Source organism: Sphingomonas daechungensis (assembly GCF_039543105.1).
Lineage (GTDB): Bacteria > Pseudomonadota > Alphaproteobacteria > Sphingomonadales > Sphingomonadaceae > Sphingomicrobium > Sphingomicrobium daechungense.
Window position 1 is genome coordinate 1,909,538 of sequence record NZ_BAABJC010000001.1, and the last position, 25,314, is coordinate 1,934,851.

The 25,314-nt window shown below is 63.8% G+C and carries 29 protein-coding genes; 10 read left to right on the forward strand and 19 right to left on the reverse strand.

The window, feature by feature from the left end; translation table 11 throughout:
- Positions 1-17: 17 nt before the first annotated feature.
- The 3 genes from ABD928_RS15420 to ABD928_RS10025 all read right to left on the reverse strand — a co-directional run bounded on the left by ABD928_RS15420 (position 18) and on the right by ABD928_RS10025 (position 2,239).
- Positions 18-662, reverse strand: a complete 645-nt coding sequence (locus tag ABD928_RS15420) for a PEPxxWA-CTERM sorting domain-containing protein (protein WP_187715310.1) — start codon at positions 660-662, stop codon at positions 18-20.
- Between the two features lie 485 nt (positions 663-1,147).
- On the reverse strand, positions 1,148-1,465 hold the full coding sequence (locus tag ABD928_RS10020) for a 2Fe-2S iron-sulfur cluster-binding protein (RefSeq protein WP_187715309.1): 318 nt from the start codon (positions 1,463-1,465) through the stop codon (positions 1,148-1,150).
- A complete protein-coding gene (locus ABD928_RS10025) occupies positions 1,466-2,239 on the reverse strand; it encodes an alpha/beta fold hydrolase (protein WP_345168444.1) in 774 nt (257 codons plus the stop codon).
- A 125-nt stretch (positions 2,240-2,364) separates the two neighbouring features.
- Here ABD928_RS10025 and ABD928_RS10030 point away from each other — a divergent pair, with 125 nt between their 5' ends.
- Positions 2,365-3,324 carry an RcnB family protein gene (locus ABD928_RS10030; RefSeq protein WP_345168447.1) on the forward strand — a complete coding sequence of 320 codons (960 nt, stop codon included), beginning with the start codon at positions 2,365-2,367 and terminating at the stop codon, positions 3,322-3,324.
- Positions 3,325-3,409: 85 nt separating this feature from the next.
- Entirely contained in the window at positions 3,410-5,260 is a 1,851-nt protein-coding gene (locus ABD928_RS10035; RefSeq protein WP_345168450.1) for a DUF885 domain-containing protein, read from the forward strand.
- Here ABD928_RS10035 and ABD928_RS10040 read toward each other — a convergent pair.
- Positions 5,257-5,724 (reverse strand): Lrp/AsnC family transcriptional regulator, encoded by a 468-nt coding sequence (locus ABD928_RS10040; protein WP_345168452.1) that lies wholly within the window; start codon positions 5,722-5,724, stop codon positions 5,257-5,259. The two genes, ABD928_RS10035 and ABD928_RS10040, sit on opposite strands and share 4 nt — an antisense overlap.
- 137 nt (positions 5,725-5,861) lie before the next feature.
- On the opposite strand from ABD928_RS10040, the gene ABD928_RS10045 reads away from it, so the two are divergent.
- Positions 5,862-6,098 (forward strand): hypothetical protein, encoded by a 237-nt coding sequence (locus tag ABD928_RS10045; protein ID WP_345168455.1) that lies wholly within the window; start codon positions 5,862-5,864, stop codon positions 6,096-6,098.
- Here ABD928_RS10045 and ABD928_RS10050 read toward each other — a convergent pair.
- Entirely contained in the window at positions 6,095-7,651 is a 1,557-nt protein-coding gene (locus ABD928_RS10050) for a lysine--tRNA ligase (protein WP_187715788.1), read from the reverse strand. The two genes, ABD928_RS10045 and ABD928_RS10050, sit on opposite strands and share 4 nt — an antisense overlap.
- 70 nt (positions 7,652-7,721) lie before the next feature.
- Here ABD928_RS10050 and ABD928_RS10055 point away from each other — a divergent pair, with 70 nt between their 5' ends.
- Complete coding sequence (locus ABD928_RS10055; protein ID WP_345168457.1) at positions 7,722-10,433, forward strand: ATP-dependent DNA helicase; 2,712 nt, start codon at positions 7,722-7,724, stop codon at positions 10,431-10,433.
- Positions 10,430-10,939 carry a SixA phosphatase family protein gene (locus ABD928_RS10060; RefSeq protein WP_187715307.1) on the forward strand — a complete coding sequence of 170 codons (510 nt, stop codon included), beginning with the start codon at positions 10,430-10,432 and terminating at the stop codon, positions 10,937-10,939. Before ABD928_RS10055 ends, ABD928_RS10060 begins: the two co-directional genes overlap by 4 nt.
- Here the strand turns inward: ABD928_RS10060 and ABD928_RS10065 are convergent.
- The 6 genes from ABD928_RS10065 to ABD928_RS10090 form a co-directional block, all read right to left on the reverse strand.
- The gene (locus ABD928_RS10065; RefSeq protein WP_187715306.1) at positions 10,936-11,307 is read right to left on the reverse strand and encodes a MerR family transcriptional regulator; all 372 of its coding nucleotides are present in this window, start codon (positions 11,305-11,307) and stop codon (positions 10,936-10,938) included. The two genes, ABD928_RS10060 and ABD928_RS10065, sit on opposite strands and share 4 nt — an antisense overlap.
- A 7-nt stretch (positions 11,308-11,314) precedes the next feature.
- Positions 11,315-11,644: an integration host factor subunit alpha gene (locus ABD928_RS10070; protein WP_395622574.1), complete on the reverse strand. Its 330-nt coding sequence runs from the start codon at positions 11,642-11,644 to the stop codon at positions 11,315-11,317.
- A gap of 111 nt (positions 11,645-11,755) precedes the next feature.
- Entirely contained in the window at positions 11,756-12,715 is a 960-nt protein-coding gene (locus ABD928_RS10075; protein WP_345168463.1) for a beta-ketoacyl-ACP synthase III, read from the reverse strand.
- On the reverse strand, positions 12,712-13,758 hold the full coding sequence (plsX, locus tag ABD928_RS10080) for a phosphate acyltransferase PlsX (RefSeq protein WP_345168466.1): 1,047 nt from the start codon (positions 13,756-13,758) through the stop codon (positions 12,712-12,714). Before plsX ends, ABD928_RS10075 begins: the two co-directional genes overlap by 4 nt.
- Positions 13,759-13,788: 30 nt before the next feature.
- Positions 13,789-13,968 carry a 50S ribosomal protein L32 gene (gene rpmF, locus ABD928_RS10085; RefSeq protein WP_187708782.1) on the reverse strand — a complete coding sequence of 60 codons (180 nt, stop codon included), beginning with the start codon at positions 13,966-13,968 and terminating at the stop codon, positions 13,789-13,791.
- A gap of 144 nt (positions 13,969-14,112) precedes the next feature.
- Positions 14,113-15,510, reverse strand: coding sequence for an arylsulfotransferase family protein (locus ABD928_RS10090; RefSeq protein WP_187715304.1), 1,398 nt, complete (start codon positions 15,508-15,510; stop codon positions 14,113-14,115).
- A 145-nt stretch (positions 15,511-15,655) separates the two neighbouring features.
- Between ABD928_RS10090 and ABD928_RS10095 the strand changes: the two genes are divergently transcribed.
- The 3 genes from ABD928_RS10095 to ABD928_RS10105 are packed head-to-tail and all read left to right on the forward strand — an operon-like array spanning position 15,656 to position 17,257.
- The gene (locus ABD928_RS10095) at positions 15,656-15,868 is read left to right on the forward strand and encodes a hypothetical protein (RefSeq protein ID WP_187715303.1); all 213 of its coding nucleotides are present in this window, start codon (positions 15,656-15,658) and stop codon (positions 15,866-15,868) included.
- Complete coding sequence (locus tag ABD928_RS10100) at positions 15,865-16,254, forward strand: hypothetical protein (protein ID WP_187715302.1); 390 nt, start codon at positions 15,865-15,867, stop codon at positions 16,252-16,254. Before ABD928_RS10095 ends, ABD928_RS10100 begins: the two co-directional genes overlap by 4 nt.
- Positions 16,244-17,257, forward strand: coding sequence for a sulfotransferase (locus ABD928_RS10105; protein WP_187715301.1), 1,014 nt, complete (start codon positions 16,244-16,246; stop codon positions 17,255-17,257). The genes ABD928_RS10100 and ABD928_RS10105 overlap by 11 nt, the downstream gene beginning before the upstream one ends.
- A gap of 5 nt (positions 17,258-17,262) precedes the next feature.
- Here the strand turns inward: ABD928_RS10105 and ABD928_RS10110 are convergent, their stop codons facing one another.
- Both ABD928_RS10110 and ABD928_RS10115 read right to left on the reverse strand, forming a co-directional pair.
- Positions 17,263-17,922 (reverse strand): MBL fold metallo-hydrolase, encoded by a 660-nt coding sequence (locus ABD928_RS10110; RefSeq protein WP_317617633.1) that lies wholly within the window; start codon positions 17,920-17,922, stop codon positions 17,263-17,265.
- The gene (locus ABD928_RS10115; protein WP_187715299.1) at positions 17,919-19,205 is read right to left on the reverse strand and encodes a dipeptidase; all 1,287 of its coding nucleotides are present in this window, start codon (positions 19,203-19,205) and stop codon (positions 17,919-17,921) included. Before ABD928_RS10115 ends, ABD928_RS10110 begins: the two co-directional genes overlap by 4 nt.
- 58 nt (positions 19,206-19,263) lie before the next feature.
- Between ABD928_RS10115 and ABD928_RS10120 the strand changes: the two genes are divergently transcribed.
- A complete protein-coding gene (locus ABD928_RS10120; RefSeq protein ID WP_345168475.1) occupies positions 19,264-19,512 on the forward strand; it encodes an aminotransferase class IV in 249 nt (82 codons plus the stop codon).
- On the opposite strand, the gene wecB is transcribed toward ABD928_RS10120, so the two are convergent.
- Both wecB and ABD928_RS10130 read right to left on the reverse strand, forming a co-directional pair.
- Entirely contained in the window at positions 19,451-20,602 is a 1,152-nt protein-coding gene (wecB, locus tag ABD928_RS10125) for a non-hydrolyzing UDP-N-acetylglucosamine 2-epimerase (protein ID WP_187715786.1), read from the reverse strand. The two genes, ABD928_RS10120 and wecB, sit on opposite strands and share 62 nt — an antisense overlap.
- A 56-nt stretch (positions 20,603-20,658) precedes the next feature.
- On the reverse strand, positions 20,659-20,940 hold the full coding sequence (locus tag ABD928_RS10130) for an NADH dehydrogenase ubiquinone Fe-S protein 4 (RefSeq protein ID WP_187715297.1): 282 nt from the start codon (positions 20,938-20,940) through the stop codon (positions 20,659-20,661).
- Positions 20,941-21,046: 106 nt separating this feature from the next.
- Here ABD928_RS10130 and ABD928_RS10135 point away from each other — a divergent pair, with 106 nt between their 5' ends.
- Positions 21,047-21,661 (forward strand): hypothetical protein, encoded by a 615-nt coding sequence (locus tag ABD928_RS10135; RefSeq protein WP_223276498.1) that lies wholly within the window; start codon positions 21,047-21,049, stop codon positions 21,659-21,661.
- Here ABD928_RS10135 and ABD928_RS10140 read toward each other — a convergent pair.
- The 4 genes from ABD928_RS10140 to ABD928_RS10155 form a co-directional block, all read right to left on the reverse strand.
- The gene (locus ABD928_RS10140; RefSeq protein ID WP_187715784.1) at positions 21,655-22,611 is read right to left on the reverse strand and encodes a polyprenyl synthetase family protein; all 957 of its coding nucleotides are present in this window, start codon (positions 22,609-22,611) and stop codon (positions 21,655-21,657) included. The genes ABD928_RS10135 and ABD928_RS10140 overlap by 7 nt on opposite strands.
- A gap of 89 nt (positions 22,612-22,700) precedes the next feature.
- Complete coding sequence (locus tag ABD928_RS10145) at positions 22,701-24,005, reverse strand: sensor histidine kinase (protein ID WP_345170193.1); 1,305 nt, start codon at positions 24,003-24,005, stop codon at positions 22,701-22,703.
- A gap of 92 nt (positions 24,006-24,097) precedes the next feature.
- A complete protein-coding gene (locus ABD928_RS10150) occupies positions 24,098-24,763 on the reverse strand; it encodes a response regulator transcription factor (protein WP_187715296.1) in 666 nt (221 codons plus the stop codon).
- Between the two features lie 117 nt (positions 24,764-24,880).
- Positions 24,881-25,177, reverse strand: coding sequence for a hypothetical protein (locus ABD928_RS10155; protein ID WP_187715295.1), 297 nt, complete (start codon positions 25,175-25,177; stop codon positions 24,881-24,883).
- Positions 25,178-25,314: the final 137 nt, after the last annotated feature.

Consider the following 25,314-nt stretch of genomic DNA (forward strand, 5'->3'; position numbering starts at 1 on the left):
CTTCATGCGAGGTACTTTTATGTTCCCTGTTCCGAAGTCTCCAAGGGAGGCAAGTGAGATCTTCCGTAGCCCCAATGCAGAAGACTGGGAACGCGATTATGCGACCTTTTCGAGGTTCGTCTCAGCAGCGAACCGATAGCTACGAACCCCAACAGCATCGTCAGCCAAGTGGTGGGCTCAGGAACTGGCTTGGGATCAATCTGCTCGACAGTGAAAGTACGGCCTGAAAATGCACTCATGTCGATTGTGCAGGGATCCGCTCCGCCAAAGCAGGGGTGGAGATTCGTCGTACCGGAGATTGAGAGATCTTGGCCCTCGAAAATATAATTTCCCCACTGGTCCAAGCCCAAAAGTGCGATCGAGAAATCCGCAAAGAAGAAGTTGCCAACTTGAAGGTTATGGAAGGACGCAGGGGCAAGCGTCAGAGCGTCTGGATCTACCGCGACCGTTACAGAGAACGGAAAGCTCCAGGCGATCTGAGTGGAGGGGCACGCCGGCGGAGCAGATGGAAATGGTGTCTGAGAACAGATGTACGTCGTTGTCGTTCCTGGGACGTCGCCATGCCCGTTGACCCAGATCACCGACGCTGCCGACGGCGCTGCAGTTCCGATTCCGAGCGCAACAGCCACAATATCTATTGCGTTCAATCTTGATGTTCCCATGGCTTGCCCCTCTTAAGTAGAGCTCGTGCCGCTTGATTGATCGGTCCCGACGTGACTCGGCTCGCAGATCAACTGAATTTGCCTAAGCTTCTGAATCTCCGCGCCCAGCAGCGACTCGATCATTCGCCGCTGACGATCCTCGGTGCACTCGGCTAATTGTTGTCTGAAGCGGCGGATGTTCTCGGTGGCAACGAACTGGTCCATGACTGGAACTCACGTAATGCGGTTGAGTAAACCACGACCCCTCCGAACCCTTTTTTAGCAGATATTGGGTCCGTGCGGGAGGCAGGTTCGGTTTGAGTTGTAAGCGGCCTGCCTGGAACATGAGACGGTCGTCGTAGCGCCCTCGCCCTATTGGCAGACAATAGGTTTCGGACGACATGCGGCGTCATCGCGCAGCGTCCTAAGTGTCCGCATTGAGTCGAAAGCGGAGGCGCGGCGGTTCAACAGCTAGGGCCGAAATGCGCGGCGTGCTTCGGTCGCGCCTAGTCCTCAGGAGCGACGGTCAGGCTGAGGCCGTCGAGTTCGTCGGTGACCTTGATCTGGCAGGACAGCCGGCTGTTCGGCTCGCGCCAGTCCGAGAAGGCGAGGATGGTTTCTTCGTCCGGCTGGATCGGCGGCAGGCGGCTCAGCCAATCCTCCGCGACATAGACGTGGCAGGTGCCGCAGCTCGCGCAGCCGCCGCACAGGCCGAGGATCTCGTCCATTCCGCCGCGCTTGAGATTGTCCTTCAGGGAGGCGCCGGACTTCGCGTGGATCTGGCGAGTCTCGCCGCGGCGCGTGGTGGCCCAGACGGTCGGCACTCAGCGCGTCTCGATCCTGGCCAGGAAGGCGTCGATGGCGGCGTTGAATTCCGCCGGCTTGTCGAGGTTCGCGAGATGCGAAGCTCCCGCGATGATGTCGAGGGCGGCGCCGGGGATGAGGTTCGCGAGCTCCTCCGAAAGCGCCGGCGGGGTGATGGCGTCTTCGTCGCCGCAAATGACCAGGGTCGGCGTGCGGATCGCAGCGGCGCGCTCCCGCTGGTCGGCGAGCCAGACCGCCCGGGCGCCAAGGCGATAGGCTTCGGGGTCGATGCGCGACATGGTCTCGATGACCTGGCCTCTGACTGTCGGGTCCTGGTTTGCCATCAGCGCTCCGATCCGCGCTTCCGCCAGGCCGCGCATGTCGCTGCTCGCGGCGATCGAGCGGTCGTAAATGGCCTGTCCCTGCGGGTGCGCGGCGAAGCTGTCGGCGATGATCAGCGAGCGGCAGCGATCGGGAGCCGCGGCATGCATGGCGATCGCGACGACGCCGCCGAGCGAGAGTCCGCAGACGTGCGCTTCGTCGATGTCGAGCGCGTCCAATGCCGCCCACGCGGCCCGGGCAAAGTCCTCACGGGTCGCATCCGGCAGGAATGCGCTTTCGCCGTAGCCGGGATAATCGATCGCGATTGCCCGGCGATGCCGACCGAAGTGTTCGAGCTGGCCCTTCCAGACGCTCTTGTCCGATCCGACCCCGTGAAGGAACAGGATCGGAATGGCTCCTTCGCCCTCGACATCGATCCCGATGACGCCGGCGGATGTTTGCAAGTCGACCATTCGCCCGCCGTGTACCGCGTCCCCGGCGATGGCAAGATTACGATTCGCTTGCGGAATGGTTCACCCTCGGCTCATCTGCGCAGGCGCACGGTCTGTCGTACAACTCCAGTGCCGAGGTAATGGCGATGCGTAAGGTCTTTCTCCTGATGTTGCTGGCCAGCGCGGCGTCGCCCGCTCTCGCCGGCCCCAACGATAGTGAAAATCGCGGTTTCCGCGGCCACCGCGCCGAGAAGTCCCAGTCCGACGGCGACAGCCAGCGGTCGGAGCGCCCGTCGCGACCCGAACGCAGCTATCAGCCGCAGCAGAACTCGAGCCGTCCGGACTCCGGCGGCCGTTCGAACGGCAATGGCACTTTCACTGAGCCGCAGCCGAATGCGTTCGAGGGCCATGCCAGAAAGGCTGAGCACGCGCCGAGCCTTCCGGAGCGGCCGGCCGTTGAGACTCCGAGCGCCGCGGAAACGCACGTCCGGAAGTCGGAGCGTCCGACACTACCGGATCGACCCGACGTCGAGCGGCATGTCCAGCCGGCCGAGACGTCCGACACGGTTCGCAACTGGCGCGGGACTAGGCGGGACGGTCCGGCCGAGAATTCGACGATCGAGGACCGCAACGTGCGGGTCCCGCCGAATAGCCGCGAAGGCGGGCCGCTGGTCGAGCCGCGTCGAGATACGCCCCACGTTGTCCAGCCAAGCGAGCGCCGGGTCAGCCGACGGCCGATGTTCGGCACGGAGCCGCCGGCGCCGAGCACGGCGAACACGAGACATGCGCATCCCAACCGTCATTGGAACACGGACTGGCGGCGCGATCACCGTTACGACTGGAACGACTGGAGGCGACGCCATCGCAGCCGCTTCCACATCGGTTTCTACTACGATCCGTTCGGCTGGGATTACTTCCGCTACGGTCTCGGCTGGCGCATGTGGCCGAGCTATTACGGCAGCAGCTTCTGGCTGAACGACCCGTGGTATTATCGTTTGCCGCCGGCCTACGGACCGTACCGCTGGGTCCGTTATCACCACGATGCGGTGCTGGTGAACATCTACACCGGGCAGATCGCGGACATCATCTACAACTTCTTCTGGTAGACAGCAGAAGTTCATTGGACGAAGGGGCGTTGCGGCATCGCGGCGCCCCTTTTCCTATCCGCCGCCGGTCACAGAAAGTGTCATCATGAAGCCTTGTTTTCGCCTCTTCCTCCTTGGTGCGTCGCTGACGGCGCTTGGCGCCTGCGCAGGCGTCCCGGCGGTCGAGCCTGCGCCTGTCGCTCCGGTTGCCGAAGCAGCCCCGGCGCCAGTCCCGGAGAAGAGCGCGCACGACCGGCTGTTCGACCTGTTCAAGGCCAGCGACGAAGCCTCGCTCAAGCGCAACCCGATCAGCGCGATCTTTCGCGGCGACATGCGCTATGCCGACCGGCTCGGCGACAACATCAGCGACGAATATTATGCAGCAGAGAAAGCGGCTGGCGAAAGCGACCTCGAAGCGCTTCATGCCATCCCGCGCGACCAGCTCGATGAGACCGACCAGCTGGCGTACGACACGTTCGAATTTACTACGAAGGACACGCTGCGGGGTTACCAGCCGGACATCTTGAACCTGACCAAGGTCCGCCCGCTCAATCACTTCTACGGCATCCAGACCTTCTATCCGACCTTCGCAAGCGGGAAGGGTGGAGCGCCATTCAACACGCTTGCGGACTATGAGAACAACCTGAAGCGTCACAAGGATTTCGTGGTCTACGTCGACCGCGCCATCGGGCGGTTCAAGGAAGGCGAGGCCGCGGGCGTCGTCGAGACCAGGCTGACCGTTCGCAACATGATCGAACAGCTCGACACGCAGTTGAAGCAGAAGCCCGAAGACTCGCCATACTTCGGTCCGGTAAAGGAATTCCCGGACGCGATCGGCGCTGCGGATCGCGAGCGGCTGACACGTGAGTATCGGGCGGCCATTTCGGATGAGATCTACCCGGCCCTGACCCGCCTGCGTGATTTTCTCCGCGACGAATATCTCGGCAATGCCCGTGAAGGCGTCGGCCTGATGTACATGAAGGGCGGCGATCACCTGTACCGCTACCTGCTGCAGTCGACGACCACGCTGCCGATGACCCCCGACGAGATTCACGACCTTGGCCTCAAGGAAGTGGCGCGCATCAATTCGGAATTCGACAAGATCCGGCAGCAAGTCGGCTTCAAGGGCAATCTGCACCAGTTCTTCGACCACATGCGGACGGCCAAGCAGTTCCAGCCGAAGAGCCGGGAGTCGCTGACCGAGGATTATTACCGCATCGGGAAAGCCGTCGACGCCCACATCCCGCAATATTTCGCGACGGTCCCGAAGACCGCGCTGGTAATCAAGCCGTACGATCCGTTCCGCGAGAAGTTCGAAGCCGGCGGCTCCTACGAGCAGGGCACGCCGGACGGGTCCCGGCCCGGCACGTTCTACTTCAATGCCTACGATCTTCCTTCACGGAGCACGTGGGGTGAAACGACCCTGTTCCTGCATGAAGGTGCGCCCGGGCACCATTTCCAGATCAGCCTCGCACAGGAGAATGAGGCGCTTCCGGCCTTCATGCGGTTCGGGGGCAATACGGCGTACGTCGAAGGCTGGGCGCTCTATGCGGAGACGCTTGGCTACGACATGGGCTTTTACAAGGACCCGTACCAGCGCTTCGGGACGCTCAACGACGAAATGCTGCGCGCGATGCGGCTCGTGGTCGACAGCGGCATCCACGCCAAGGGTTGGACGCGCGATCAGGCGATCAAGTACATGCTCGACAATTCGGGCATGGGCCGCACCGATGCCACGGCGGAGGTCGAGCGTTACATCGCCATCCCGAGCCAGGCGACGGCGTACAAGGTCGGCTCGCTGACGATCCAGCGGCTTCGGGACAAGGCCAAGGCCGAGCTCGGCGACAAGTTCGACATCCGCGAATTCCATGCGCAGGTGTTGAACACCGGAGCGCTGCCCCTGCAGATCCTCGAGCAGAAGATCGACCGCTGGATCGCGGCGAAGAAGGCGAGCTAGCCTTCGCTCAGTTCGACGAAGGGTGCGAACTTCACTTCGCGTTTCACGAAGTGCGTTTCGTAGCGACGGACCGTGGGAGAGGACACCAGCAGTTCGTCCGAGGCGTCGTTGAAGGCCGACATGCTTTCGCAGTCGAATAAAGCAACGATGTCGTGGGGACCGGCGATCTCGTAGCAGAATTGCACGCAGGGCGCCTCGAGCAGCCTCTTCTCCAACGCGTCCTTGCCTTTCAGGTCGGCGTGCTCGCTAAGCTGGATCAGGACGAGGGCGCGAAGCCGGCGCTCGACCAGGCGCGGAGAGAGCAAAGCGATCGTCCGCGCGATAATTCCGTTGGCACGCAACCGTCGCAGCCGCCGCGCAATCGCCGATGGTGAGAGGGGGACGTTGTTCGCCAACACTTCCGCCGTCTGGCCATCGTCACGCTGGACCAGGTTGAGGAGACTGATGTCGAAGCGGTCGAGCATGGCGGCAGCCTGCCAAATTCTGGACTGAAGTAAATCGCAGCGGCCTCGCCGTTTGCCGAAATTTGGCACGCAGGCCATCGAAATCGCCCGAACGCGACGCGGCTTTACGATATGATCGGCTGTCGAGGAGCACGGCAATGCCCAAGCATTCGAAACCACTGCTTCTTTTGGGGGCGCTATGCTGGTTCGTTCCAGCATCGGCGAGCCAGGTCTTTGTTGGCTCGGATGAGCTGCCGGGATGTCCCGTCGCGCGTGCACGAATGCTTGCGGAAGCCAAAGCGGAGGCGGGAACGACGACGTTGATCTTCGTTTCGCGTCAGGATGCGTTTGGCGAAGGTCCGATGTTCGGACCCAGCCGGGCGTTCCAGCCCTAGGCGGGTTCGCTTTCGAGAGCTTCGGCGATCAGGCGTCGACTGTTGTCGATGCCGTAGAGCGCGATGAAGCTGCCCATGCGCGGACCTTGCGAGGAGCCGAGCAGGGTCTCGTACAAGGCCTGGAACCAGCCGCGCAGGCTTTCGAACGGGTGGCGCTTGCCGACTTCGAAGACGATGTTCTGGATCGCTTCGCCATCGGCGTCGGCGGGCAACTTGGCCAGCTCGTCATCGAGATCGCGTAGGGCGGTCGCTTCCGTCTCGGTCGGCGGACGCCGCTTCAACGTCGGGACGACGAAGTCGCGAGCGTAGTTGACCGCCAGCCCGATCAGCTCGTCCAGCTCCGCATGCGTGCTGGCGGAAGTCTCCGGCGCGTAACGCTGGACGAAGCGCCAGGCGGTTTCCTTGTCGTGAATGCCCGGCAGGCTGACGAGGTTGAGAAGCAGGCCGTAAGTCAGCGGCAAACTGCGCGGCCCCGGCACCTTGCCATTGTGAATATGGTGCACGGGATTGCCGAGCTTCTGCTCGATCGGTTGGTCCGCGTAGTTCCCGCGGAATTGCCAGTATTCGTCGACCGCGCGCGGGATGAGCCCGAGATGCAGGCTCTTCGCCTTCTTCGGCTCGCGATAGATGTAGAAGGCCAGGCTCGGTTCGCTGCCGTAACGCAGCCACTCGTCGAGGCTGAGGCCGTTCCCCTTCGACTTCGAGATCTTCTCGCCCTTCTCGTCGAGAAACATCTCGTAGTTGAAGCCCTCGGGCGGGCGCCCGCCAAGCACACGAGCGATCTCCGATGACTGGGTGACGCTGTCGATGAGGTCCTTGCCCGCCATTTCATAGTCGACGCCGAGCGCGACCCACCGTGCCGCCCAATCGACCTTCCACTGCAGCTTCGCCTGACCGCCGAACACGGTCTGCTCGACGCGGCCTTCCTCGTCGTCGAAGGCGATCATTCCCGCTTCGGCGTCCACCACCTCGACCGGAACCTGCAGCACGCGGCCCGAAGACGGCGAGACCGGCAGAACGGGCGAATAAGTCTGCCGCCGCTCTTCGCGGAGCGTCGGCAGCATGACCCCCATCACGCCATCCCAGTTGCGCAGCACCGAGCGGAGGATTTCGTCGAATCGGCCGATGGCATAGCACTCGGTCGCCGAGAGGAACTCGTAGTCGAAGCCGAACCGATCGAGGAAATGACGGAGCATCGCATTGTTGTGATGAGCGAAGCTCTCGTGACTTCCGAACGGGTCGGGGATCCGGGTCAGCGGCTGACCCAGATACTGCGCGAGCATTTCCTGCTCCGGCACGTTGTCCGGAACCTTGCGAAGCCCGTCCATGTCGTCGCTGAACGCGATGAGGCGCGTCGGCGCACCTCCCGTCAGTTCTTCGTAGGCGCGGCGGACGAAGGTCGTGCGCAATACTTCGTTGAAGGTCCCGATGTGCGGAAGGCCTGAGGGGCCATACCCCGTTTCGAAGATCATGGGCTCGCCGTCGGGCTTGCCATCGGGCCAGCGCTTCAGGAGCTTGCGCGCCTCCTCATAGGGCCAGGCTTTTGAGGCCATTGCGGCCGTCTGAAGCGTCTGCGCGTCCAAATCCGTTGCTCTTCTGTTCTTCCGGCGTCACTGTCTGAAGGTGGCTGCTCCTTTGCCTCTTCCCGCGCTTCACGCAACCCATGCGGGCATCTGGATTGCCGGGCGGGGGGAGGGCGAGCCGCGTGAGGCCAGCCGGGGCGAGGCGATCGCTCGCGCTGCGGAGAGCCCGCACATCATTCTCAATGCGCCTCTCGTCGGACAGCGGCTTGGCTATCCGGACTTGTCGGGCCTCGACATCCTGGAGCTGTTCGCCTTCGTCCATCCAGCGCGTTTCGCGGTTCCCACGGTTGCCGGCATGGCGCGCGCGGTCGGGCTGCAGCCTCCGGAAAGCGAGGCGGGTGCTGCCGGTTTGCTTCGGTCGGTTGCCGCCGCCTTGCTCGACGACCTCGAAAAGCCGGACTGGAAGGAGCGCGAGGGGGCCTGGACGTCCAGCCAGTCGCTCGCGCGAATGGGTTGGACCTGGGCGCCGCTGATTGCGTCGCGGCTCGAGCGACCGGAGCGGGGCGAACGCATGCTCTTTTCCCGCCTGAAGCAGTGGGAAGAAGTCGCCGACAGGCCGCCGCCGCGAACGGTCGTTGTCGATCCTGTTCGAGCGCGCGATCGGCTGCGGGACCTGGCCGGATCGCGCTCCGAACTGCGCGCGGGTCAAGCGGCAATGGCCGAGGAAGCCGCTTCCGTGTTCGCGCCGCGCCGTCAGAAGGACGCGCCGAACATGCTGCTTGCGGAGGCCGGAACCGGGATCGGCAAGACGCTGGCCTATCTCGCCCCAGCATCCTTGTGGTCGGAGGCCGCGGGCGGGACGGTCTGGGTATCCACCTTCACGAAGGCTCTCCAGCGCCAACTGGATGCGGAGGGTCCTCGCCTGGTCGCCGATCCGGGCGAGCGGGCCCGGCGGATCGTCGTCCGCAAGGGGCGAGAAAACTACCTGTGCCTGCTCAATCTGGAGGATGCCCTGCAAGGCGCCTTCGCCGGTCGCGCGGCGATCCTGGCGCAATTGGTCGGGCGCTGGGCGGCTTACTCCAAAGATGGCGACATGGTCGGCGGCGACCTTCCGGGATGGCTGCCGAGCCTGTTCCGCCGTGCCGGCGCCACGGCTTTGACCGATCGGCGCGGCGAGTGCGTCTATGCCGGCTGCCCCCACTACCGACGCTGCTTCATCGAGCGCGCCGAACGGGCAGGGCGAGAGGCGGACATCGTCATCGCCAATCATGCGCTGGTGATGATCAATGCCGCGCGGGCCCGCGAGGACGCTCCGCAACGGATCGTCTTCGACGAGGGGCATCACCTGTTCGATGCCGCCGATTCGACCTTCGCGGTCACGTTCGGCGGACAGGATGCGATCGAGATGCGGCGGTGGATCGTCGGTCCGGAAGGCAAGTCGCGCGGGCGGCGGCGCGGGCTGTCCGCCCGGCTGATGGACGTGGCAAGCTACGACGATGAAGGCGCTTCGGCACTCGACGCAGCGGTCGAAGCGGCAAGGGCCCTGCCGTCCGACGGCTGGTTGCAGCGGATCATCGAGGGGTCGCCGTTCGGCCCGGTCGAGGCGTTGCTCGGCGAGGTTCGCGGCATGGTCTATGCGCGAGCGAAGGCGCAGGACGCCGGCTATGGGCTCGAGACGGAGTTGGCGGAGCCGGACGGGGCGCTTGTCGCGGCCGCAATCAAGGCGATGGAAGGGCTGGAAGCGCTTCAGAAGCCGCTTGCGGCCCTCGGCCGTCGGCTGGAAGCCGTGCTCGAAGATGCGCCCGACTGGCTGGATTCGCAGGCGCGGGCGCGGGTCGAGGGCGCCATCAATGGCGTGTCGTGGCGGCGGGAGATCATCGCCGCCTGGGTTGCGCTTCTCGCAAGGGTCGGCGGGTCCGCGGATCCAGAGTTCGTCGACTGGCTGGCCATCGAGCGGGTCGAGGGGCGTGAATATGATGTCGCTATCCACCGCCGCTGGCTCGATCCGACGAAGCCCTTGGCGAGTGCGGTGCTGAAGCCGGCCCACGGCGTGCTCATCACGTCCGCTACCCTTCGCGGCGGCGATGGGTCGTGGGACAGGGCGGAGGCCCGGACCGGCGCTGCCCATCTCGACAGTTCCGTCGGGCGGTTCGAGGCCGATAGCCCGTTCGATTACGCCGGCTGTTCCGAGGTCCTGATCGTCACCGACGTGAAGCCCGGCGACGCCGCGGCCCTCGCGGGTGCGTACGCGAGGTTGATCGAGGCGGCGCGTGGTGGGACGCTGGGGCTGTTCACCGCAATCCAGCGCCTGAAGACCGTGCACTCGCGCATTGCGGACCGGCTGGCGCGAGCGGGCTTGCCGCTGCTGGCTCAGCACGTGGACCCGATCGACGCCGGCACTCTGGTCGATATCTTCCGCGACGATCCGCGCGCCTCGCTACTCGGAACCGATGCCTTGCGCGACGGAGTCGACGTCCCGGGAGAATCCCTGCGGCTGGTGGTGATGGAGCGCGTGCCGTGGCCCCGACCGACCGTGCTGCACGGAGCGCGGCGGATGGCGGGCGGCGGAAGCGCCTATGACGACGCCGTCGTCCGCGCCCGGCTGGCGCAGGCATTCGGACGGTTGATCCGGCGGGAGGGCGATCGCGGGACCTTCGTAATCCTGTCGGCGGCAATGCCTTCGCGCCTGCTGTCGGCGTTCCCTACGGGCGTACCCATCCGGCGGGTTCCGCTTGACGAGGCGATCGCTCATGTCGCGGCGACGGCGGCCGGCACTCACCTTCCGGCGGCCGCGCCGGAGGCTGTCGGATGAAAGCCCTATACCTGCTCCGTCATGCCAAGTCGGACTGGGGAGACTCGTCGCTCACGGATTTCGACCGGCCGCTGAACGATCGCGGTTGGCGTGCGGCGAAAGCGGTCGGTCACGAAATGCGCCAGCGAGACAGCGCCCCCGACGTGGTGTTCGTCAGCCCGGCGGTGCGAACCCGGGAAACCCTGGCGCGGGTAGTGGAAGGATTCGGCGGCAAGTTCGAAACCGTCGAGGAGCGCGCGATCTACCTTGCCGAAGCCCACAGCCTGGTGGAATTGGTCCGCCGCGCGCCGGTGGATTCCGAGCGCTTGATGATCGTCGGACACAATCCCGGTATGCATGAGCTGGCTCTGCTGCTGGCCGAGGGTCCAAGGAACCTGCGCGAAGACGTGGCGTACAAATTTCCGACCGCGGCGCTTGCCGAGATCATTTTCGACATCGAGGATTGGCGGGACCTTTCGCCGGGATCGGGCCGGATCCGGAGCTTCGTGAAGCCCCGCGATCCTTAGTCGTCGATCAAAGCGGCGAGGTGGTGACGTAGCGCCTTAAGCCGCTGGACGTCGACCTTCGGAGCTGAAGCTTCGGCCATCACCGGCGCCGGCGGCGGGGACGCTGGCTCAGGAATTGGATCCTTGCTGCGGAGCACCTTCTGCACGCCGCGGACGGTATAGCCCTCGGCGTTCAGCAGGCGATGGATGGTCCTCGCGAGCTCGACGTCGGCAGGCCGGTAATAGCGACGGTTGCCGGCGCGCTGCAGCGGCCGCAGCTGCGGGAACTTGGTCTCCCAGTACCGCAGGATATGCTGCGCAACGCCGAGCTCGGTTGAAAGCTCGCCGATGGTCTTGAAGGCGCCGGGTGCCTTTTCGCCGGTCGCCATTCCGATGTTACCGAGCGATCCTGTCGCGCATGATCTGGCTGGCGCGGAACGTCATGACTCGCCGCGGAGCAATCGCGACTTCGATCCCGGTCTTCGGATTGCGGCCGACGCGCTGGCCTTTGTCGCGCAGGATGAAGCTGCCGAATCCGGAAATCTTCACGTTCCGGCCTTCTGACAGCGAATGGCACATGTGGTGGAGGACTCGCTCGACAAGCTGGGCAGACTCGGCGCGGGACAGGCCGAGCCTGTTGTGCACGACATCCGCCAGGTCGGCGCGGGTCAACGTCCCCCCCAGACCCATTTCCTTACTCATCCTTGCAATGCCGAGGTCGGCCATTTGCTTCTCCCGCTCAAAACTGCCGTTGCTCCCCTGCTAGGCAGTTACACTTGCGTAACGGAAACCCGTCCTGTCGGCAATGCGACATTCTTGGCTAATTTTCGTTAGATTTCAATACCTGAGGACCGCAGCCCCCCAAGTAAAGCCTCCTCCCATGGCTTCAAGCACAATGATGTCCCCGCGCTTGATTCGGCCATCCTTGACGGCCGTATCCAGGGCAAGCGGCACCGAAGCCGCCGACGTGTTCGCGTGCTTGTCGACCGTGACGACGACTTTCTCCGGCGGAAGACCCAGTTTCTTCGCGGTCGCGTCGAGGATTCTGGCGTTGGCCTGGTGAGGAACCAGCCAGTCGATGTCCTCACTCGTCATATTCGCGTCGGACAGGACTTCTCCGAGGACGTCGGCAAGGTTCACGACCGCGTGGCGGAAGACTTCACGGCCTTTCATCCGCACCTTGCCCACGGTGCCGGTCGTCGAAGGACCGCCGTCCACGAACAGCAGATCATTATGCCGCCCATCGGCGTGAAGCCTGGTGGCAAGGATGCCGCGATCGCCCTCCTCCGCTCGAAGCACCAGCGCGCCCGCACCGTCACCAAACAGAACACAAGTGGCGCGGTCCTCCCAATCGAGGATGCGGCTGAACGTCTCAGCGCCGATGACGAGGGCGGTGCGCCCGGTGCCGGCGCGGATCATCGCGTCCGCGACACTGACCGCGTAGAGGAAGCCGGTGCAGACCGCGTGAACGTCGAACGCCACGCAATCGTCGATGCCTAGCGCGGCCTGGACCTTGGTCGCCGATGACGGGAATGTCTGATCGGGGGTGGCCGTTGCGAGGACGATGAGGTCGATTTCCGACGTTTGGATACCGGCATCCTCGAGAGCGCGCCGTGCGGCTTCGGTCGCGAGGCTCGCCGTGGTTTCGCCTTCTCCGGCGATGTAGCGGCTGCGGATCCCGCTTCGGGTGACGATCCATTCATCCGACGTGTCGACCTGCCGGGCAAGCTCCTCATTATCGACGCGGCGTTTGGGAAGTGCGGAACCGGTACCAGCAACAACGGAACGGATTGTCACTGGGCGGCCTCATTGAACGCGTGCGCGCGGAAGTTGTCGAGATCGTCGCCGATCTTCCGGATGATATCGTTGCGGACCATGCTGGCGGCGACGCCGATGGCGTTGGCCACGCCCTTGGGGTTCGCGCCGCCGTGGCTTTTCACCACCAGGCCGTTGAGACCGAGAAAGACCGCGCCATTGTGATTGTTGGGGTCGAGATGAACCTTGAGAAGGTTCAGCGCGGGCTGCGACAGCGCAAAGCCAGCCTTCGACCGCAGCGAGCTCTTGAAGGCTCGGCGCAGGAGATCGGTGACGAAGCGAGCGGTCCCCTCCGCGGTCTTCAGCGCGATATTGCCGGAGAAGCCGTCCGTGACGACGACGTCCACGTTACCGCGCGACAATTGGTCGCCTTCGGTGAAGCCATCGAACTTGAACGGCAGATAATCCGCTTCGCGAAGCAGACCTGCGGCCTCCTTGAGCTCGTCGGTGCCCTTCAGCTCCTCGGTGCCGATGTTGAGAAGTTTCACGCGCGGCTTCTGAACGCCCAGCACGGTGCGCGCATAAGCGGAGCCCATCACCGCGAACTGGACCAGGTTCTGGGCGTCGCACTCGGTGTTCGCGCCGAGGTCGAGCATCACGCAATCCTGGTCGCCGAGCGTCGGAAGTAGCGCCGCGAGAGCGGGACGGTCGATGCCGAGCAGGGTCCGAAGCGCCAGCTTGGACATTGCCATCAACGCGCCCGTATTGCCGCCTGAAACGGCGGCGTCGGCCTGGCCGTCCTTCACGGCGTTGATCGCCATTCCCATCGACGTCGTCTTCGCGCGCCGGATTGCCTGGCTCGGCTTTTCCGTCGCCGCAATGGATTCCGGGGCGTGGTAGACCGTGACGGCTTGGGTCAGACCGTCATGCTTGGCCAGTTCCTCGCGGACGATGGCCTCGTCACCGAAAAGGGCGAACTGGAGGGTCGAATCCTTGCGGCGCGCACGAGAGATCCCGGCGACGATTGCCGCCGGACCGGAGTCACCCCCCATTGCATCGATCGCGATCCGCGGGCCTGCGTTCATCGCTTTAAGCCCCGCGCCTCCTTTAAGCCGTTAGGCTTCGGTCGAAACGATCTCGCGGCCGTTATAGTGGCCGCACGCCTGGCAGAGGTTATGCGGGAGCTTGAGCTCGCCGCAGTTCGGGCACTCCTGGAACGTCGTGGCCTTCAGCGCATGATGGCTGCGGCGCATGTTCCGCTTCGACGGCGAGGTTTTTCTCTTAGGGACAGCCATTCCGGCACCTTCAAAAAGCAATAAAAATTGCGACGATCTCCACCTCTTCCAGGCGGGGAGACCCCGCGGCGGCGGCCGGATCGTCGCGAACGCGGCTCCTATAGCGCAATACGAAGGGAGTGCAAGGCGGGCCGCGTGGGACTTTCATTGCAGATGCAATGCCGCCAGCTGCTCCTTGGTCAAATAATAATTGCCGTAAGCATTGAAATAGGCCGCTTCCGGCTTCCCGCCCGCAGAGCCGCTGTCGGCCACGTGTAGCATCGTCCATAGCGGTTTGCCGGTCGCCAGGTCGATCTCGATATCCCGCGCCTCATGCTTGGAGGCGATCATGGCGCGCTTTCCATCGGGACTCGGAGTGACGGTCCCACCATCGAAGTTGAAGAAGGGCAGGACCGGCCCGCTGGCGTCCGTCGGGAACACCGTCTGAGCACTTCCGTCGACGAGGTTCACGCGCAAGATTCGCGATCCGCCGAGCGATCGTGACCCGCCCTGGTTGTCGAACACGAGGACGGTGCCGTCGGGTAGGAAGCGGGCGCTATGCTGCGCGGCCGACCGTCCGACGATCATGCGCTTGATCTTGGATGAGACGGGATCGAGCAGCACGATTGCGCTCTGCTCTCTTAGAGAAATGAGGAGATCGCCGCTTGTTGCGCCCGGAATGTTTTTGGCGATTTCGGGCGTAACGATGTCGACCGAGTTAATGTGCAGCGGGTCGCAATCGTCGCGCACGCTGTAGATGAGGCCCGGATAGCCGTTGGCGACAAGGATGTCGGAGAGCATCAGCGTTCGCTCGACCGACCCGTCCGGGCGATAGATGCGCACACCTTCGTCGTAGACGATATCCGGGCACCGCAGCTCCACGGCATTGTCGCCGACGTTCTTCATCCGGCGGCGGACCTGGACCGGCGCGTAAATCCGCTCGTCCGCGCCGATGTGGATCCAGTGGTGAGCTCCGTCCAGATGCTTCCAGAGCACCTTCCCATTGGGGTCAATCCGGGCAATTCCGACTGCATAGGGATAGACGTTGGTGCCGTGGAAGGTCGCCACCAAACTGCCGTCGTGGAGCATCCCGAGGCCGATCGGGTAAAAGCTGCTCGGCTTCACGTCGCCAGAGAATTCCTTGGTGTCACTGAACAGCTCATCGAGCGGTGCCGGCCAGCTGCGCAGGATCTTCCCGGAGCGGTCGATTACGGACGCAAGGCATGGGTATTTCTGGCAGCGACCGCGATTGGGCCACCCAGTAACGAGCAAGAGCTCCGTTCCGGCAGCCGGGTCGAGTTGGTTGACGAACTTTGCAGGAGCGGGCTTGTCCTCGATCCGGTTCACGCCCGTTGGCATGGTTCGATCGATCAGGTTCAAAGCCTTCAGGGCAGACACCGCCTGGCGCATCAGGCCCTTTGGCGGGAGATCGAATTCGTTAGCGGCGAACCCGTACAGGAACGCCATCATGCAAAGCGAGATGACAAAGACGGTGAAGGACCAATCCGTCGAGCGCTTGCGCGGCTTCGACGTCCCTTTCGGAACTGTCCCATTTTCGGTCATTGTGCCTCCAGCCGGCGGCACCACCCCCGCCGTCACCCTCTCTGCCGATGTGTAAGATACCTGACTTTACGCAATAGTTTACTTTCGATATGTCCCGGGCACTTCGAATTTCGACCAGTTTCCGCCTCCCAAAAGGAGCAGTGAAATGCGAGTCGCCGCATTCGTTCTAATGTGTTTGGCGCTGGCCGATCCGGCCTATGCCTATATGGGCCCGGGCGCCGGGCTGGCCTTCATTGGATCGCTGGTCGCGCTGATCGCGGCGCTCGGAATTGGAGCGCTGGGCCTGATCTGGTACCCGCTCAAGCGCCTGATCCACCTCCGGCAGGGCACCGAGACCGAGGACAAAGACGCTTCGTGATCGGCAATTATGCCGGGGCGGCGTTTGTCGTCCTCGGCTTTTCGTGGCTCTTCTTGAGACTTCAGCTCGTCGAGCGGTCCAGGCAGATCAATGGCATCGTTCGTCAGAGTGCGGCGACTGCGGCCGACCGGTCGCTAAGCGATGCCGTGAAGGGTCGAGTCTTACGAAATCACAGCCTGAGCTTGTTCGGGCTTTTTGCATCCTTGACGGTCGGCCTCGCCCTCGCGGTCGGCCTTCCTCTCCTCCTTGCCTGGGTGCTGGCGTTTACGCATGTCTGGACTTTCCACGGCGTGCTTGCAGCGACCCTGTCATGGCCGCTGCTGATCGCGGGAATCCTGCCACTGGTTGTCATTTTGCTGAGATCCACGCGTCGCCGTGAAGGCTGACTACGGGATCGTCGATCGCCTGCTTCACCGCGTCGCGCTGGGTGAGGCGACTGCGGGCGTGTTCCATGAGGTTGAGCGAGGCCGCTACCTCGAGGGCGCGCCGAAGGATGAAGGCGGCCATGTCTTCGTGACGGGTCTTGCCCGCGCGGGCACGACGATCCTGCTGCGTGAGCTCTATGCGACCGGGCAATTCGGATCGCTGCTCTATGCCGACATGCCATTCGTCCTGGCGCCGAACCTGTGGGCGGGGGTTTCGAAAGGGGCACGCAAACCCTTCGAAGCGGTCGAGCGTGGTCATGGTGATGGGATCGTCATCGACCTCGAGAGCCCGGAAGCATTCGACGAGGTGTTCTGGCGGCTCGCTTGCGGGAAGGACTACATCCGTCCCAACTGCCTTCTGCCTCACCGGCCCGACAGGAAGATGATCGCCCGCTATCGCGATTACATCCGGCTGGTCCTGCGACGCCGAAATCGAACGCGCTATCTCTCCAAGGACAACAACAACATCCTGCGGCTGGGTGCGCTGGCGGCTGCCATGCCCGACTGCAGCTTCCTCTTGGTCATTCGCGAACCGGCCGCGCACGCGAGGAGTTTATTGCGCCAGCATCTGCGAACATTGGGCGACAAGGACGCGTTTCGCCTCAATTACCTTCGCTGGCTCGTCCACCACGAATTCGGTGCTGACCATCGGCCATTCCGCTTTCCGGGAAGCCCGGATGGCGACCGGACTTCCCTGGATTATTGGCTGGCGACGTGGACGGCCTGCTACTCAGCGCTCGAAACGGTCGTTGAAACCCACGGGAATGTCCTGGTCGTGCCTTACGACCGGCTTTGCGGTGACCCGCAATCCTGGAATGCGGTCGCGAAGACGCTCGAGATCGCAGCCTCTGGCCGACAGGAAATTCGCATCGTTTCGAACGGGTGCCAGCCATTGAGCGAGACCAAGCCCAGCTCTGAGGCTCAAGCTCTGTACGAGCGCTACCTGAAACGCGGTATCGCCTGACGCGCTCACGCCGCGAGCGCGGCATCTCCGACCAGCGGATTGGTCGCCCGCTCATGGGCGAAGGTCGACATCGGGCCGTGACCCGGGACGAACGCCGTGTCGCCGCCCATCGGCCACAGGCGCTGGGTGATGGACTCAATGAGCTGCCCATGATTGCCCATCGGGAAGTCCCAGCGACCGATCGATCCCTTGAACAGTACGTCGCCGACGATCGCCAGCTTCGACTCCGGATGGTGGAAGACGACGTGGCCCGGCGTGTGGCCGGGGCAATGGCGCACATCGAACGTCAGCTCGCCGACCGTCACCGTGTCCCCGTCCTCGAGCCAGCGATCGGGCTCGAACGGCTTGCCGGTGATGCCCCAGCGCTTGCCGTCGTCGTCCAGCCGCGAGATCCAGAAGCGGTCGGCTTCGTGCGGACCTTCGATGGGAACGCCGAGCTCCTGAGCGAGAATTCCGGCCGACCCGCAATGATCGATATGGCCGTGGGTCAACAGGATCTTCTCGATCGTCACGCCATGCTGGGCCGCGGCGCCCTTCAGGCGCTCGAGATCGCCGCCGGGATCGGTGAACGTCCCGCGCATCGTCGCGGTGCACCAGATCAGCGTGCAGTTCTGCTGCAGCGGCGTGACCGGGATGATGGCGGCCTTGAGCGGCGGGTTCATCAGTCCGACTTGGCCGCTGCAGCGGCCGGGGGCAAGGTGGCGAGAGACGGGGGCACGTCCTTCATCGACGCCGAGACGGCTTCGGCCTGCCGCAAGACCCGGAGGATGTTGCCGCCCGCGAGCTTCGCCAAATCCTTGTCGTTCCAGCCGCGACGGATGAGCTCCGCGAAGATCAGCGGGTAACCGGCAACGCTGTTCATCCCCGGCGGCGACTGGTCGTAGGGAATGCCGTCGAGGTCCCCGCCAAGTCCGACGTGGTCGTGGCCGGCAACCTTGACGATATGCTCGATATGGTCGGCGATGATCCCGATTTCCGCCTTGGGTGGCGGATTGGCCTTGTCCCAGGCATCCATCGCAGCGTTTCGCTTGTCCGGCTGGCCGGTGAACAGCGACTTGAAGCGCGCTTCTTCCGCCGCACGGTTGGCGTTCCATTGGCGAAACGGCTCCGACAGATAGCCGGTGTAAAAGTTGACCATCACCACGCCGCCATTCGACGGCAGCAGAGCGAGCACCTCGTCCGGCACATTGCGCGGATGGTCTTCCAGGGCGCGGGCGTTGCTGTGGCTGAAGATCACGGGCGCCTTCGACGCGGCAATCGCATCCTTCATCGTGTCGGGCGAAACGTGGGCGAGATCGACCAGCATGCCGATCCGGTTCATTTCCTTCACGACTTCGACCCCGAACGGGCTGAGGCCGCCGTACTTGGGATCGTCGGTTGCGCTGTCCGCCCATTCGTTGGTCGCGAAGTGGGTGAGGGTCATGTAGCGTACTCCGAGCCGGTAATACTGGCGCAGGGCAGCCATCGACCCGCCGATCTGGTGCCCGCCTTCAACGCCCATGACCGAGGCGATCTTGCCCTTGCGGTGGATGCGCACGAAGTCGTCGGCGGTCGAGGCAAGCTCAAGGTCGTTGGGATAGGCCTCGACCAGGCGAGTCACGATGTCGATCTGCTCAAGCGTCTGGCGGATCGCCTCGTCGCCGTGGACGGACGCGTCGATATAGACCGACCAGAACTGTCCGCCGACGCGTCCCTGGTGAAGGCGTTCCATATCGGTCATCATCGGGTTCGGCTGGCGCTTGTCCGAACCGCTCGCGAGCCCTTCGACGCTGAACTTCCAGTTCTCGCGAACCTGCTCCGGCACGTCGTTGTGGCCATCGATCAGGGGCGTTTGCTTGAGGATCCGGTCGATCCGCTTCTGCACTGCGGGGTCGATCGTCTGCGACAATGCGGGGGTTGCAATCAGCAGCGCGGCTGCGGCGGTGAGGGCGCGGGTCGTTCGGGACATGCGCAATGTCTATCAGCGGGGCTTGTCCTCGCAACCTTGGATGTGGATGAAGGCGCCGATGACACAGCCAAGTCCGCAGCCCGACATTTCCGTCACGATGGATTTCGATCCCGAGGAAGGCATTGCGAACCTCGAGAGCCATCTTCAACACTTGAAGGAAGAGGCTGACGCCGCTGGCTTCAAGTTCGACCACCACGCTGCCCGCAACGAGCTGCAGGCGGCGACGTTCGGAAAGAGAACCGCCTCTACTGCGCGACTTGTGCTGTCACCGACAGGAGCGATGGCGATCGAGGTTCGCTCGATCTGACATTCGGGCATGGTTCCGTCGCGAGCCAGTCTTCTATTGCTTGAGCGATGCGCTTGGATGCCGCGCCATCGCCGTATGGCAAGTTGGGCGTGCTCATGGAGGCCAGGACGTCGGTCGAGTCCAGCAACGCGGACGCTGTGGCGTAGATGCGCTCCGGGTCGCGGCCGACCAGGACCGCATTGCCGCTTGAGATGCCTTCCGGGCGCTCGGTGCGATCGCGGAGGACTAGGAGCGGGATGCCGAGTGCCGGCGCTTCTTCCTGAATTCCGCCGGAGTCGCTCAGGATCAGATCGCTGTCGCGCATGAGCTGAAGGATCTCGACGTGCCCACACGGCGGCCGGAGATCGAGATTCGGGGTCCGTCCAAGAAGGCGAACCATCTCGCCCGCGACTCGTTGGTTCGGATGAAGCACGAGGGCGATTGCAACGTCGCTGCGTCTGGCGAGAGCGATGAGCGATGACGCAATGGCGGGCAGGGCCTCCCAGCTTTCGCGTCTATGACAGGTGACCAGCAGTCGCTTTCTGCATGGGTCCGTGGTCGCCGGTCGGAGACCACGAATCCGATCCAGCAAAACGTCGATTCCTGTATTCCCGGTGAGCGAGATTCGTCCCCGGACCCTTTCGCGGCGCAGGTTCGCGGCGTTCAACACCGTCGGCGCGAACAAAAGTGTTGCCATCGCATCGATCGCGATCCTGAAATCTTCTTCCGGCCACGGATCGCGACGGTCGTGGCTACGCAAGCCGGCTTCGACGTGAGCCACCGGAACCCCTGTCTGCGCAGCGCCGAGGCCTCCGCCGACCGCGCTCGACGTATCTCCCTGGACGATGACCAAGCGGATTCCATCCAAGGCTTGGCCAATGGATCGCGCGACGGTTCCCGCGTGCGCGTTTGGGTCGGGCAACCCTGCGCACGACAGCCCCACCGTCGGAAGATCGGGCATACCGTACTCTGATGCCCGCAAGTTCGGATGCTGCCCCGTGAGGATCAGGCGTGACGCAATGCCGCGCTCGATCAGCGCTTTGGCAAGGGGTGCTAGTTTAATCGCTTCGGGACGTGTGCCGACAACTAACGCAACTCGACTGTCGTACAGGCCTCCCCCTAGCTCGGCGGCCTATGTCTGGCGGTCGGCAGAGGGGCTGGCAAGTCCTAGCGGAAATTGTCCGCGTAGGCCTGAATCTTCATCTTGACCGGGGCGGCCGGGATGAGGTGGTAGGCGATGCCGCGGCTGTCGCAGAACGCGACGGCCTCGTCCTTGGTCTTGAAGGTGATGCGGACCTGCGTGTTTGTGTCACCGGAGCCGTTCCAGCCGGTCAGAGGATCCGGGCGAAGCGGCTTCTGCCGTTCGAACTCCAGAAGCCACAGTCCATTGTTGGCTTTCCCCGACTGGGTCGTGCGGCGGTCGAGCTCGGAAATGCGTGCGATCGTCATCGCCGAGCGACCTGAACCAGCACCGAGCCGAAATCAAGCGCCGCGCTGATGCACACCATTGTCGTTTGTGCTAATCGAAGCGTCCTCCCGAAGAGAGGAGGACTGCATGCATCATGTGAGAATGGCGTTGCTGGCCGCGGCGGGGATGTCGCTTGCCTTAAGTGGCTGCAAACAGGGACCGGTCGCCGAGGGGGCGGGGAATGAGGCGGAAGCTCCGGCCAACGCAGCCTCCGCCACGGATCACAGCGATCCAGTGACGAGCGCGATGTCGGCGGCGCCGGCGTCAATCGCCGGTGACGCGACGATCGTCCAAGCCGCGGCAGACGGGAAGATGACGACGCTGCGCGAAGGCAAGAACGGTTGGACCTGCATGCCGGACAGCCCGACGACGCCCGGACCCGATCCGATGTGCATGGACGCCAACGCCGCAAAATGGGCGAAGGCTTGGATGACCAAGGCCGAGCCGCCCGCGAACACCGTCGGCGTAATGTACATGATGGAAGGCGGCACGGACGCCAGCAACACCGACCCCTATGCAACCGGACCTGCGGAAGCGAAGGACTGGATCCATACCGGTCCACACATCATGATCGTGGGATCGAAAGAGGTGCTGGCAGGCTATCCCACTGGCGCCAAACCGGACACCTCAGCGCCCTATGTGATGTGGGCAGGAACGCCCTACGCGCACTTGATGGTGCCCGTGCCGGGCTCCGCTCAGTAAGCGCGGGAGATTGCGAACTCGACGGCCTCGCTGAGCGCGGACTTGGCTTTGCCGGCGGGGAATTGGGCGAGGCTGTCCAGCGCGCGTCGTCCATAGTGGCGCGCGCGCTCGACGGTTTCCGAAAGGGCATCGGTCTGGCGTAGCAGCGCGATGGCGTGCGCCAGGTCTTCGTCGGACGTGCGCTCGCCGGTGATCGCTGCGCGCCAGAACGCACGATCTTCGTCCGAGCCGCGCGCGTAGGCGAGGATGACGGGCAGAGTGACTTTACCGTCCCGGAAGTCATCACCCACGCCCTTGCCCATCACGTCCTGGTTCGCGCCGTAGTCGAGGACGTCGTCGACAAGCTGGAAGGCAATTCCGAGGTAACGGCCGTACTTTTCGAGAGCGACTTCGGCGTCGTCACTCGCTTCGGCGACAACCGGAGCGATTCGGCAGGCGGCTGCGAACAGGGCCGCGGTCTTGGCGGAAATGATGTCGAGGTACTGCTCTTCGTCCGTGTCGATCTTCCGCTGCGTGGTCAGCTGGTCGACTTCGCCCTCGGCGATGACCGCGGAGGCATGGCTGAGGATCTTGAGAACGCGAAGGCTGCCGTCCTCGACCATCAGCTCGAAAGCGCGGCTGAAGAGGAAGTCGCCGACAAGAACGCTGGCCGGGTTACCCCAGATGAGGTTCGCGGTGCGTTTTCCCCGGCGCAGGCCGGAGCCGTCGACGACATCGTCGTGGAGCAAGGTGGCGGTGTGGATGAACTCGACCGCGGCGGCGAGTTTCTGGTGCCTGTTCCCGCTATATCCGAGCAACGCCGCACAGCCGAGCGTCAGCATCGGCCGCATTCGCTTGCCGCCGCCGGCGATCAGGTGGCCCGCCAGCTCGGGGATGAGCCCGACCTTGCTCTGCATGCGGTCGAGAATGACGGCATTCACACCGTGCATGTCGTCGGCGACGAGTGCCATCAACGGATCGAGCGACGGCGCGGTCGCGGGCTTCAATTCGTGTAAGGTCGCGGTCACGGGCGCGCCCTAGCCGCTGAACAGCACATTTCCTAGCCTGCGGGGAGGCTCAGGCGGGCGAGCAGGCCGCCGAGGTCTTCGCTCTCCTCGAGCGTGATCGTCCCGCCGTAGATCTCCGCAACGTCGCGAACGATGGCGAGCCCGAGGCCGGTGCCGGGCTTGTCGGTGTCGAGACGCGCGCCGCGCTGGAACAGAGTTTCCCGCTGCTGCTTCGGGATGCCTTCGCCGTCATCCTCGATGATGATGTCGATCATCGGGGCCTGCCGCTCCACAGTGACGAAGACACGCCCGCCTCCATATTTCGCGGCGTTCTCGACGAGATTGCCGAGCATCTCATCAAGGTCCTGGCGCTCGACGCGAACCTGGGCGGTCTTGTCGCCGGCGATATCCACTGTGACCTTTTCGTAGAGGCGGTCGACCGCGCGCTGAACCGATTGCAGACTGTCCCAGACAGTCGCCCGGGCGTGCACCGAAGCGCGGCGGCCGATCGCGCGGGCACGGGCCAGGTGGTGATCGACCTGCCGCCGCATCACGATCGCTTCGCGGAACACCGTTTCCGGGAGGTCCGGCGAGCGCGCCGTGGCGGCGTTGGTGATGACCGTCAGCGGTGTCTTCAGCGCATGGGCGAGGTTGCCGGCGTGCCGCCGCGCTTCCTCCGCTTGCTCTTCGCTATGGGCAAGGAGCTGGTTGATCTCTTCGGTCAGCGGACGAACCTCGACCGGGAAATTCTCGTCGATCCGGGTCTTCGCGCCCGAGCGGATCGCAGCGACGTCCTGCCGGACGCGGCGCAGCGGCCAGAGGCCGTAGAACGTCTGGAGCGCGGCAAGGATCAGCAAGCCAATTCCGAGCGCGAAGAAGCTCCAGAACAGGGTCGAGCGCAATTGCCTGATCTGTGTGTCGATCATTTCGCGCGATTGGGCGACCTGAAATCGCCAGCGGACCTTCGACCCGGGCAAAATGACGTCGCGCTCCGAAATCCTCAGCGGCTCGCCGTCGAACTCATTACTGTTGTAGACGTGTACGTTGACGTCCTGATGCTCGTCGACAACCCGCAGGCGCCGGTCCCACAGCGACCGTGACGGGAAGGTGTCGGCGCCCGACCCGCTGACCTGGAAGTAGACCCCGGAGTACGGCTCGATGAAACGCTGGTCGGCGGGTGGCCGGTTGAACCGGACTTCGCCGTCGGGCCCGATTTCGGACGCCGCGATCATGCCGTTGAGGACGTACTTCAACTGGTCGTCGAAGTTCTGGACGATGGACGCCGACAGGACGCGGTCGAGCGCGAAGCCACCCGTCAGCAGCAAGGTTGTAATCCAGAATGCGGCGACGACGATCATGCGCCGCGTCAGCGAGCCGACGGTCGAGCCTTTGCTCGTCGTCGCTACGGCCTCCCCCTCGGCCGCCGCCGTTGCCGGGGCGGCTTGGTCGATCAACCCGCGGGATCCTCAAGGGTATAGCCGAGGCCGCGAATGGTCGTGATCACGTCGGCGCCCAATTTCTTGCGGATGCGGGTGACGAACACTTCGATCGTGTTCGAATCGCGGTCGAAGTCCTGGTCGTAGATGTGCTCGATCAGCTCGGTCCGACTCACCACCTTGCCCTTGTGGTGCATCAGGTAGCTGAGCAGCTTGTACTCCTGAGCGGTCAGCTTCACCGGCTCACCGGCCTTGGTGACCTTGCCCGAGCGCGTGTCGAGACGGATGTCGCCCGCGTTGAGCTCCGAGGACGCATTGCCGGACGCGCGACGGATCAACGCGCGAAGACGAGCAATCAACTCTTCGGTCTGGAACGGCTTGGCGAGGTAGTCGTCCGCGCCGGCATCGAGTCCAGCGACTTTGTCCGACCAGCTGTCGCGTGCGGTCAGGACCAGCACCGGCATCCGGCGACCTTCCTTCCGCCAACGGTCGAGCACGGTCAGGCCATCGACCTCAGGAAGCCCAAGATCGAGGATCACGGCGTCGTACGCTTCGGTTGAACCCAAATAGTGACCATCCTCGCCATCGGTCGCGAGATCTACGGCGTAACCGGCCCCCTCAAGGGTCGAACGCAACTGGCGCCCGAGGTTGGGCTCGTCTTCGACGATCAAGACACGCATTTGCGATGTTCCCCTAGAAACTTTGTCGAAGCCTCAAACCAACGCGAAGCTGAACGGTTGCTTTAGCGGAATGAACTGGGGAGACGCGCACAAAAGTCAATGTGCAGCCGAAACGGCTTAGGGCCTGGACTTGCCCTTGATGCGGCCGGTCGCGGCGTCGACATCGACCCAGATGACCCGTCCGTCCTTGACGAACTTCAGGCGGTAGGTGTCGCCATTGAACTCGGGACCGAGATAGTCGGCGCCGCCCATGAAGGGCATGACTCGGCGTTCGATGCTGGGAAGCGGCATGGCGCGGCCCTGGCGCGCCGCATCGAACGCGCGATCGGCATCGCGCGGCGGATCCGCTAGCGCGGGCGTCGCAATCAGGCCTGCGCCAAGCGCGGCCAGAGCAAGGTTACGAAACAGGCTCATGGCTTTTCTCTTGGGACGCGTTCTAACAGAAACCATTGAATGCCTTATGAATGGTCCTGAACAGAGCCGTTAAGCTCGCGAACCTGCCGTAAATTTCCCGTTTACGCCAGACTTGACGGTGAATGGCGGGTTCAAGG